Source organism: Mycolicibacterium llatzerense, from assembly GCF_000878195.1.
GTDB classification, from domain to species: Bacteria; Actinomycetota; Actinomycetes; order Mycobacteriales; family Mycobacteriaceae; genus Mycobacterium; species Mycobacterium llatzerense.
Window position 1 is genome coordinate 145189 of the sequence record NZ_JXST01000008.1, and the last position, 7527, is coordinate 152715.

8 protein-coding genes are annotated in these 7527 nt (G+C 67.9%); 3 read left to right on the top strand and 5 right to left on the bottom strand.

The genetic code is table 11. The annotated features are described in order from the left end of the window. Window positions 1-42 precede the first annotated feature (42 nt). The 3 genes from TL10_RS08020 to TL10_RS08030 all read left to right on the top strand — a co-directional run bounded on the left by TL10_RS08020 (window position 43) and on the right by TL10_RS08030 (window position 4138). Window positions 43-2643, top strand: a complete 2601-nt coding sequence (locus tag TL10_RS08020) for a helix-turn-helix transcriptional regulator (RefSeq protein ID WP_043985216.1) — start codon at window positions 43-45, stop codon at window positions 2641-2643. A 68-nt stretch (window positions 2644-2711) separates the two neighbouring features. Continuing rightward, window positions 2712-2909: a hypothetical protein gene (locus tag TL10_RS08025; RefSeq protein ID WP_043394220.1), complete on the top strand. Its 198-nt coding sequence runs from the start codon at window positions 2712-2714 to the stop codon at window positions 2907-2909. Next, complete coding sequence (locus tag TL10_RS08030) at window positions 2906-4138, top strand: cytochrome P450 (RefSeq protein WP_043985217.1); 1233 nt, start codon at window positions 2906-2908, stop codon at window positions 4136-4138. The genes TL10_RS08025 and TL10_RS08030 overlap by 4 nt, the downstream gene beginning before the upstream one ends. Before the next feature lie 9 nt (window positions 4139-4147). Here TL10_RS08030 and TL10_RS08035 read toward each other — a convergent pair whose 3' ends face one another. The 5 genes from TL10_RS08035 to nadD are packed head-to-tail and all read right to left on the bottom strand — an operon-like array spanning window position 4148 to window position 7412. Then, window positions 4148-4984 carry a DegV family protein gene (locus tag TL10_RS08035; RefSeq protein WP_043985218.1) on the bottom strand — a complete coding sequence of 279 codons (837 nt, stop codon included), beginning with the start codon at window positions 4982-4984 and terminating at the stop codon, window positions 4148-4150. A 2-nt stretch (window positions 4985-4986) separates the two neighbouring features. After that, a complete protein-coding gene (octT, locus tag TL10_RS08040; protein WP_043985252.1) occupies window positions 4987-5724 on the bottom strand; it encodes a diglucosylglycerate octanoyltransferase in 738 nt (245 codons plus the stop codon). Further along, on the bottom strand, window positions 5714-6382 hold the full coding sequence (gpgP, locus tag TL10_RS08045) for a glucosyl-3-phosphoglycerate phosphatase (protein ID WP_043985219.1): 669 nt from the start codon (window positions 6380-6382) through the stop codon (window positions 5714-5716). Before gpgP ends, octT begins: the two co-directional genes overlap by 11 nt. After that, entirely contained in the window at window positions 6379-6801 is a 423-nt protein-coding gene (gene rsfS / locus TL10_RS08050) for a ribosome silencing factor (RefSeq protein WP_043985220.1), read from the bottom strand. Before rsfS ends, gpgP begins: the two co-directional genes overlap by 4 nt. After that, complete coding sequence (gene nadD / locus TL10_RS08055) at window positions 6798-7412, bottom strand: nicotinate-nucleotide adenylyltransferase (protein WP_260940491.1); 615 nt, start codon at window positions 7410-7412, stop codon at window positions 6798-6800. Before nadD ends, rsfS begins: the two co-directional genes overlap by 4 nt. Window positions 7413-7527: the final 115 nt, after the last annotated feature.

The window sequence follows — 7527 nt, forward strand, 5'->3', positions numbered from 1 at the left end:
TGAGTCTAGAACCGTCGCACTGTTCCCGCATACGCTGTCTATGTGCGCCTGACGTGGCCACTTACCGGCCGCGAGGAAGAACTTGCGGCCATCGACGCCGCGATGTCCGACCCCGACTCGTCCGGTGTCGTACTCCGCGGCGCAGCCGGCGTCGGCAAGAGCCGGGTGGCGCAAGAGGCCCTCGCGCACGCGGCCGGGAAGGGCTCCATCACGCAGTGGGCGGTGGCCACCTCATCGGCCCGCGCACTGCCACTCGGCGCACTCGCCGCATGGGTGACGGCCGACATGAACGGCCCTCAACTGGTTCGGCTCGTGGTCGATGCCCTGACCGGCAGTCCGCATGGTGCAGGGGTCATCGTGGGAGTCGACGACGTCCACCTCCTCGATGATCTCTCGGCCTTCGTCCTGCATCAGATCGTCCGGCGGCGGGTCGCCAAGGTCATCCTGACCCTCCGCGACGGGGAGACGATTCCCCCTGGCGTTCAAGAGATTTGGAGTGTCGGAGACCTTGAACGTATCGACCTGCAGCCGTTGTCCGCCGAAGAGACCGTCAATCTCCTGGGCGTCACCCTCGGCGGGATCATCGATCCAGGCACAGGACACCGGTTGTGGAGTCTGACGCGCGGCAACGCCCTCTACCTGCACCACATGGTGGAGCAGGAAGTTTCGGCAGGGCGTCTGGCGTCCGAGCACGGGTGCTGGCGCTGGACCGGGGGGATGTCCGTCGCGCCGGCGCTGGTGGAAATGATCGAGTCCCGGATGGGTGCGCTACCCACGGCGGTCGGCGACGTAATCGACGTCCTGGCAGTCGGCGAGCCGATGGACATTCGGTTGCTCGCGCGCATCACCGATCCCGTGGCGATCGAGGAGGCCGAGGCACGCAGCCTCGTCGCCCTTGACGATATGGACGGCGGGGCAAAGGTGCGGCTGGCTCATCCGCTCTACGGCGAAGTACGGCGCGAGCGCGCGCCGGCGATCCGGCTCCGGCGGGTCCGCGGCCTTGTCGCAAGCTCATTGGCGGCCGATACCGACTGTGACGACATCCGGGTCCTCGTGCGTCGCGCCACTTTGGCGCTCGATTCCGACCTGCAACCCGATCCGGAACTGTTTCTGTCTGCCGCCAAATCAGCTGTCCAACTTCTGGATACGCCACTGGCCGGGCAGCTTGCACGCGCCGCGGTGGAGGCCGGCGGCGGCGTGGCCGCCCGAATACAACATGGCTACTGCATGGTCTGGTCGGCCCGCGCCGCGGAGGCACAACAGGAGCTGGCCGCGCTCGCGGAACAGGCGCAGACCGATCTCGAGGTGGCGCAGGTCGCCACTCTGCGCGGGCACAACACCTATTGGACTCTTCGCCAGCCGACGGCTGCCGAGGCGATCCTTGACCAAGCCGAGGCAACCGTTCTCGATCCGCCGGCCAAACGGATACTGGCCGCACAACGTGCCGCGTTCCACGCCGATCTCGGACGGCCGCAGGCCGCGGTGCGGACAGCTACCGAGGCGCTGGCCCGACCGCTGCCCGACGGCGATGCGGCCATGGCCTCCTGGGCCATGGCCGGTGGGCTGGCCATGTTGGGTCGGGTCGCCGAGCTGGAGGCCGCGGCCGCACGCGGCCAGACTGCGGCCACCGCCGCACAGAATGCCGCAGTGCTGCGCAACGGTCTCAGCTACCGACACATGATCGGCCTCAAACTGGCCGGTCACCTGCATCGTGCCGAGGAGGTGGCCCAACAAGCCTGGCGCGACCTCGAGGACACGTGGTTTCCGTATGGCGGCCTCGTCCACGTGGGGCAGGCCCAACTCGCCCGGGGGCAGGTCCCCGATGCGCTGAGTCGTCTGCAGCGGGCGCTCACGGCGCTGGCCGCCGGCCACGAAATGGGTGGCTGGCTGTTCCGCTGCCGCCTGGGCGTGGCTCAGGCCCTGGCGTTGACCGGCGATGCCGCGGCCGCCAGGCAGGCCATGACCGAACTCGACGCCGACCGACATCCCGGATTGTTGTTCCTCACAACCGAAGTGACGCTGGCCCGGGCCTGGGTGGCCGCCGCCGAGGGGTCCCTGACCGAAGCGGTCCAACTGACCCGCGCCGCCGCGGCGGACGCGGCCAGTGCTGGACGACCGGCATACGAAGTGCTGGCGTGGCAGACCGCGGCGCAGTTCGGCGACGGCTCAGGTGCCGATCGGTTGCTCGAACTCACGGGCATTGTCGAAGGTCCCCGCGTTGCGTTGGCTGCTCGGTTCGCCACCGCACTACAGACCGGCGACGCCGACGAACTCGCCGCTGTGTCAACAAGTTTCCAAGGTATCGGCGACCTCATCGCCGCCATCGACGCCGCCGCCCACGCCGCTGTGGCGTACCGCCGACACGACCAACGCGGCTCGGCACTCACCTGCTCGACCCGTGCACAAGCCCTCGCCCGAGAATGCGGCGCCACCACCCCCGCATTACGACAGGCAGCCCAACCCCTCCCCCTCACTGACCGCGAACGCGAAATCGTCACCCTCCTCGGCCAAGGGCTCCCCAGCCGCGCCATCGCGGAACGTCTCACCCTGTCCACCCGGACCGTCGAGGGCCATATCTACCGCGCCATGGCCAAAACTGGCACCACCAACCGCGACGAACTCGCCGCGCTATTGCGGAGGTAGACCAAGCACGAAATTCGAGTACCCGTCTACTCAGTCCGGTCGGCTCAGCGACGCGCAGGCTCACTCACATGGCCACGTCAACTTCCCGCGAGCAGGCGCTACGTCGTCTGCCGTTGGCGTACTCGCTGGCTCTCCGGTTGCGCGACGCACGCGTGGCGGCGGACCTCATCTGCGAGTACGTCGGCGTCGAACCGTCGGCACTGGCCGGCATCTACCGCATCGGCGAAGCGAAACTCGCAGCCGCACAACACGAGGAGCCCGCATGACCGCCACCTTGTCCGGTCCCGTCAGCGTGTTCGACGCCGACCTGCCCACCTTCGACTACACAGAAGCCACCAGCTGGGACGAGGTGCACGAAGTCCTCGCCGCAGCGCGGCAGCGGTCGTCAATCGCGATGGGTCCACACGGGCCCGAGCTCCTGACGTACGACCTGGTGCACACCGCGTTGCGGGACCCGCGGTTCGCCGAGCCCAAAGCGATGGGCCTCGAACCACAGGGCATCACCTCCGGAGAGTTGTGGGACCGCGTCACCCACAGCTTGTTGACCATGGACGGCGACGAGCACCACCGCCTCCGGCGGTTGGTGTCCAAGGCATTCACCCCGCGGGCGGTCGCCCGCTTACAACCCACGATCGCCTCGGTGATCAACGAGCTGGTGGACGCGGTTGCTCCGACCGGTCGCTGCGACGTCGTCGCCGACATCGCTCGGCAGTACCCGATCCCGGTCATCTGTACCCTGCTGGGCGCGCCGCGGGCAGACTGGGAGTTGTTCTCCAACTGGGCAGATGACTTCATGAAGCTCGTCGCGTGGAACATCGTCGAAGACGAGCCGGTGGTCCTGGCCGCCTGGCAACACCTCGACGACTATGTCGACGAGATGATCGATATCCGGCGCAACAATCTGACCGACGATCTGATCTCCGACCTGATCCGTGCCGAAGACGACGGCGACCACCTGACCCACGACGAATTGCTGATGCTGGCCGCCGGGATCCTCGTTGCCGGTACGGACACCACCCGGAACCAGCTGGCCTCGGCCCTGCACGTGTTCTGCGAACACCCCGAGCAGTGGTCGACGCTGGCCAAACGTCCCGATCTGGTCCACAAAGGCGTCGAGGAGGCACTGCGGCACTCACCGATCGGCATCGGCTTGCCGCGCGAGGCCCTGGTCGACGTCGAACTCGACGGGTTGATCATCCCGGCCGGAACCCAGATCATCGCCAATTCCGCTGCCGGGAACCGGGATCCGCGAGTCTTCGATGATCCGGACCGGTTCGACATCGAGCGCGACGACCCGGCGACTGTGCTGTCGTTCGGCAGCGGACTGCACTATTGCCTCGGGTCTCACCTCGCCCGCCTCGAACTCACCGAGGCGATGACGGTCATGTCGACCCGCATGCCGGGCCTGCACCTCGACGGGCCGGCCGTGTGGAAGAGCTTCCTGGGAGTGACGGGTCCGGCCACCTTGCCGGTCGCCTTCGAACCCGGTCACTGACCGGGGGCGCTAGTCCTGCACGTTGACGATCACGCCGACAGCCCCGGAGCCGACGTGTACTGCCAGCACCGGCCCCATGTCGGTCACCACGAGTGAATCGACCTGGGGCAGAAGGGAAGTCAGCGCGGCGCCGATCGACGCGGCGTCATCGTGATTGTCGACGTGGTGCACGGCAATCGACGCAGGCCGGTCACCGACGAGCGTGGCCACCCGCTCGATCATCGCGGCATGCGCCTTGGCCACGGTCCGAATCCGCTGATCCAGCACCAGCCGGCCGTCGATGTCCAACTGCAGCAACGGCTTCAGCGACAACGCGGTGCCCAGCCAGGATGCCGCCGTGCCGATCCGGCCACTGCGGCGCAGGTTGTCGAGCCGATGCACGACGATGAATCCGTGCTGCCGGCCCGATTCCGAACGCGCCCCCGCCTCAACGGCATCCAGGTCGGCACCGGAGGCTGCGGCCCGGGCCGCGGCCAGTGCGACGAACCCGACGCCCATGGCAGCTGACCGCGAATTGATCACGCGCACAGCAGGACCCAATTCGCGACCCACTGCCGCGGCGGAACTGAACGTGCTCGACAGGCCGGCCGACAGATGCACCGCCACCACGCCGTCGCCGCCGCTGTCAGCCAGCGCTTGCCGGTAGACGTCCATCAGATCCGCAGGCGACGCGCCCGAGGTGGACACGTGCGACCGGTCCTGGATGTCCTGTGGGATCGGATCGACCCCGTCCTGGTAATCGACACCGTCCTGCAGCACGTGCAGCGAGACCACCCGGATGTCCCAGCGCTTCAACCCTTCTGGATCAAGCCGGGCCGACGAATCGGTGACCACCACCACGGCCATGGCTAGTCGTCAGTCCGCTGCGACACCACACCGGCCTCGGCCAGCCCCTTGAGCATGAGTTCGGCGACAGCACGATGCGCCTCGAAGTTCCAATGGATGCCGTCCGGATTCGCCCGGCCCGACATCACCTCGTCACCGACGGCGGCTTTCAGGTCGACGATCGGAACCTGGTGTGCGTCAGCCCAATCGGTGATCGCCGACACGGTGGCGTCGCGCCACCGGTGCGAGTTGCCGTAGGTCTCCGCGATGTGCACCGACGGGACCGTCGCCACGAACGGAATACCGGGACGGTTGAAATCGATTGCCGCGCGGGTCTCTTCGAGGTATTCGGCGGTCAGGTGCGCAGGGAGCGCGGGCCGCGCGATCGGCGACAGCCGGGGCTGCACCCAGCCATAGCCGTCCCGCACGATGCGGCGCAGCCACGGCGGGCGCACGTAGCGGATCAGTTCCCGCAGCGCCGTCGGCAACGGCGACGGCAGCGAGTCCATACCGCTGGTCGCGAAGATCACCGCGCCGGCCTTGGGCAACGCCGCCCACGACCTTGGATCCTGGGTAGCGGCCCACCACACGTCACGACAGGTCCAGCCGATCCGGCCGATCAGTTCCAGGTCCCAACCAAGTTGGGAGGCAACGATATTCGGCCAGATGCGCGGATCGTCGGACGGCAGACCGCCGGTCGGTCCGTAGTAGGACAACGAGTCACAGAAGACGAGCAGTACGGGCCGAGTGTCAGAGGACATCATTGGCCACCTGAGCCGAAGCGTTCCACACGTCCAGACGCCACGTCACGGGGTCGTCGTCGGCCAGGCCGGCACTGTGCCCGGACAGCTGGACCCAGCTGGCGTTGCCCATGCCGCCGAGCACCGGCCAGTTGTCCACCGGCAGGTCCAAAAGGGCCGCGGTCAGCGCCGCGATCAGACCGCCGTGCGCGACGAGCACAACCGGGCGGTCGACCTCGTCGACACCCCACTCGGGCAGGTTGCGGAGCTGCTCGGTCACCACCGGCAGGCTGCGGTTCGCCACGTCGACCCGGCTCTCGCCGTTGTGCGGCGCCCAGCGGGCGTCATCACGCCAGGCCAGCCGCGCACCGGGCGCGATGGCATCGACTTCGTGGTGGGTCAGGCCCTGCCAGTCCCCCAGGTGCGTCTCACGCAGCCGCTCGTCGACCGACACCGACATGCCGGCCTGGTCGCCCAGCGTCGTCGCGGTGTCGAGAGCGCGGCGCAGGTCGGAGGAGACGATCACCAGCGGCTGACGCTTGGCCAGGACCTCGGCCGCCGCCACCGCCTGCGCCCGGCCCAGATCACTGAGGTCGGTGTCGAGCTGGCCCTGCATCCGGCTGGTGGCGTTGTACTCCGTCTGGCCGTGACGCAGCAGCAGGAGGCGACGGTTCCTCACTCTCGGCCCTCGGCGGACTCGCCGGACGCGTCGTCACCGTCCGGGTTCACCGGGAGCTCACCGTCCAGGTCGACCTCGATGGCCGGGCAGTCCCGCCACAGCCGGTCCAGCGCGTAGTACTCGCGCTCTTCCTGGTGCTGGATGTGCACCACGATGTCGACGTAGTCGAGCAGCACCCAGCGACCCTCGCGGGCACCTTCGCGACGCGCCGGCTTGTGCCCTGCCCACCGCATCTTCTCCTCGACCTCGTCGACGATGGCGTTGACCTGGCGGTCGTTGGACGCCGAGGCGATGACGAAGTAGTCGGTGATGACCAACTGCTCCGACACGTCGATGACGCTGATGTTCTCGCCGAGCTTGGCTGAAGCCGCGCGGGCGGCGACCGTCGCCATGCTGAGGGCTTCGGGGGTGGCGGTCATGAGTTCTCCTGCTTGTTCGTGGCCTGATAGAGCCCACGTTTGGATACGTATTGGACGACGCCGTCGGGCACCAGGTACCAGATGGGCCGGTTGGCCTGGGCGCGGCGACGGCAGTCGCTCGACGAGATGGCCAGCGCGGGCACCTCGACCAGGCTCAGGGCGTCGGGCGGCAGTTCTTTCTGCGCGTCCTCGATGTGCTTGCCGTCGAGCTCGTAGCCAGGCCGGCTGACCCCGATGAACCGGGCGGTGGAGAACAGCTCCTCCCAGTTCTGCCAAGACAGGATCGAGGCCAGCGCGTCGGCGCCGGTGATGAAGAACAGGTCGGTGTCAGGGTTCTGCCTGGCCAGGTCCCGCAGGGTGTCCTTGGTGTACGTCGGACCGCCGCGGTCGATGTCGACGCGGCTGACCGAGAACCGCGGGTTGGCGGCCGTCGCGATGACCGTCATCAGGTACCGGTCCTCGGCAGCGGTGACGAGCCGGTCCCGCTTCTGCCAGGGCTGCCCGGTGGGCACGAACACCACTTCGTCGAGCTCGAACAGGTCGGCCACTTCACTGGCCGCGACGAGGTGTCCATGGTGGATGGGGTCAAACGTCCCACCCATCACTCCCAGCCTGCGTCGAGTCACGATTCGCCAGCTTACGGCAGTGTTCGGAGCCAACTCGGGGGCAGGACCTCGCCGACTAGACCGGCAGCAGGTTGTCGATCACCGACGCGAGCTGCTTGGC